The organism is Oerskovia sp. NPDC060287, assembly GCF_042726775.1.
Classification (GTDB): Bacteria; Actinomycetota; Actinomycetes; order Actinomycetales; family Cellulomonadaceae; genus Oerskovia; species Oerskovia merdavium.
This window is the reverse complement of the sequence record NZ_JBHXBO010000393.1, coordinates 1-1821: the sequence shown is the minus strand read 5'-3', so window position 1 is coordinate 1821 and position 1821 is coordinate 1. Positions and strand designations below refer to the sequence as shown.

At 71.3% G+C, this 1821-nt stretch carries 1 protein-coding gene; it reads left to right on the top strand.

Going from position 1 to position 1821, the window contains the following annotated elements; genetic code table 11:
* The first annotated feature begins 395 nt into the window (after window positions 1-395).
* Window positions 396-1691 (top strand): TrpB-like pyridoxal phosphate-dependent enzyme, encoded by a 1296-nt coding sequence (locus ACFWFR_RS19240; RefSeq protein ID WP_377624185.1) that lies wholly within the window; start codon window positions 396-398, stop codon window positions 1689-1691.
* The last annotated feature ends 130 nt before the right edge of the window (window positions 1692-1821 follow it).

The following is a 1821-nucleotide window of genomic DNA, read 5'->3' as shown; positions in this document are numbered from 1 at the left end:
ACCATAACTACACAACCACTAACCGAGAACCGGCGATGACGAATTTCCACACAACGAAGGAGTCCTCGGTGAGTCAGAGCGGACAGGGCGCAGAGCCGCACCTGACGGCCCGCCCTCGCGGGCACGCGCGATTCCATGCTGAGACGCGTTTCACACCCGGTCCGCCGTCGGCTATGGTCACCCGTGTGAACCTGCTCACCGCGCACACCTGGTGGCCCGACCACTGACGGTCGGACGCTGTGGCGTGCTGACCGAGCCCGACGACGGGCGGTCCAGCAGGTCTCCCGGAGTGGATCGCCCGGAACGTGCCCCGGCACGTGCCCATCCATGAAGGAGAGAGTCCCTTGACGACGTCCCCCGTCTCCACCTCCGTCCCGGCCGCACCCCAGGCGCCGATCCGTCCGACCGCTCGTTCGCTCGAGCCGCTCGGCGTCGAGATCCCCTCCACCGTCCCGACGCACTGGTACAACCTCAACGCCGACCTGCCCGAGCCCGTGCCGCCGCACCTGCACCCGGGCACGCTCGAGCCCCTCGTGCCCGCGGACCTGGCCCCGCTGTTCCCCATGGCGCTCATCGAGCAGGAGGTCAGCACCGAGCGCTACATCGAGATCCCGCAGACGATCCGCGAGATCTACGCGATGTGGAGGCCCGCGCCGCTCGTCCGCGCGCACCGTCTCGAGCGCGAACTCGGCACGCCCGCCCGCATCTACTACAAGTACGAGGGCGTGAGCCCCGTCGGCTCGCACAAGCCGAACACGGCCATCGCCCAGGCGTACTACAACGCGATCGAGGGCACGACGCGCCTCACGACCGAGACGGGCGCCGGGCAGTGGGGGGCCTCGCTCTCGATGGCCGCCGCCCTGCTCGGTCTGACGTGCGAGGTGTGGCAGGTCCGGGCGTCGTACGACTCCAAGCCGTACCGCCGCTTCCAGATGGAGGCTTACGGGGGCGTGTGCCACTCGTCGCCCTCGGAGCTGACCGCGTCGGGGCGCGCGATCCTCGCGAGCGACCCGGACACCACGGGCTCGCTCGGCATGGCGATCAGCGAGGCCGTCGAGGTCGCGGCGCAGGACCCGCAGGCGCACTACTCGCTGGGCAGCGTGCTCAACCACGTGATGCTGCACCAGACGGTCATCGGCCAGGAGGCGCTGGTCCAGCTCGAGGAGGCGGGGGAGACGGGCGCGGACGTCGTGTTCGGCTGCGCGGGCGGCGGGTCGAACCTCGCGGGGCTCACGTTCCCGTTCCTCGGGCGCAACCTGCGCGAGGGCACGACGACGCGGCTCGTCGCGTGCGAGCCCGCGGCCTGCCCGTCGCTCACCCAGGGCGAGTACCGCTACGACCACGGAGACGTCGCAGGGCTCACGCCGCTGCTCAAGATGCACACGCTGGGCAAGGACTTCGTGCCGCCGGCCATCCACGCGGGCGGCCTGCGTTACCACGGCATGTCGCCCATGGTGTCGCACGCCGTGAACCTGGGGCTCATGGACGCGGTCGCGATCGACCAGGACGAGGCGTTCCGGGCAGGGCTCGAGTTCGCCCGCTCGGAGGGCATCATCCCGGCGCCCGAGTCGACGCACGCGGTCGCCGCCGCGATCGCGTACGCGCGGACCGTCACGGAGCCCGAGGTCGTCGTGATCGGGTTGTCGGGCAACGGCCAGCTCGACCTGCCGGCGTACGCGCAGTACGTGTGACGCCGTCGGACGCGGCGCGGCACGGCGCGCGGGCGCTGCGCGTCCTGCCGCTCGTGCGGACCCAGCGGACCCTGCAGGCCGTGGCCCGGTCGAGGTAGTCCCTGGTCGCGTGAGGCGGACCTCCTGGAGG